The sequence below is a fragment of the Streptococcus suis genome, assembly GCF_002960445.1.
In the GTDB taxonomy this organism is placed as follows: Bacteria; Bacillota; Bacilli; order Lactobacillales; family Streptococcaceae; genus Streptococcus; species Streptococcus hyiners.
In genome coordinates, this window is record NZ_POJD01000298.1 from 1 (window position 1) to 296 (window position 296).

A 296-nucleotide genomic window follows, 5' to 3' on the forward strand; every position below is an offset into this window, starting at 1 on the left:
ACACGGACTCGACGTTTTCTTTCTGTAAATGGTACATCTAATTCATGAGTTCTCATGTCCAAATAAAAGTAAGACTTATTCATATCTATCTCTTCCTTACGTATTTTAAGTATTATATCATAGTTTTTCTGGAATATTCAGAAAATTTAGTTATTTATTTGCAATTTTCGGATTTTCCGAACATAGTTAGTCAATGTCACAGAATTTTCTCATACATTTGGCGGTAATAATCTAATTCTTTTTCTTCTTTTTGGGTGATGCTTTCAAAAATATCTAGCAAAATGGTACCTTTATCA

1 pseudogene is annotated in these 296 nt (G+C 29.4%); it reads right to left on the reverse strand.

Features of this window, described 5'->3' with window-relative positions:
- Positions 1 to 83: pseudogene (locus tag C1G53_RS10925) on the reverse strand (alpha/beta hydrolase); the annotation flags it as partial.
- Positions 84 to 296: the final 213 nt, after the last annotated feature.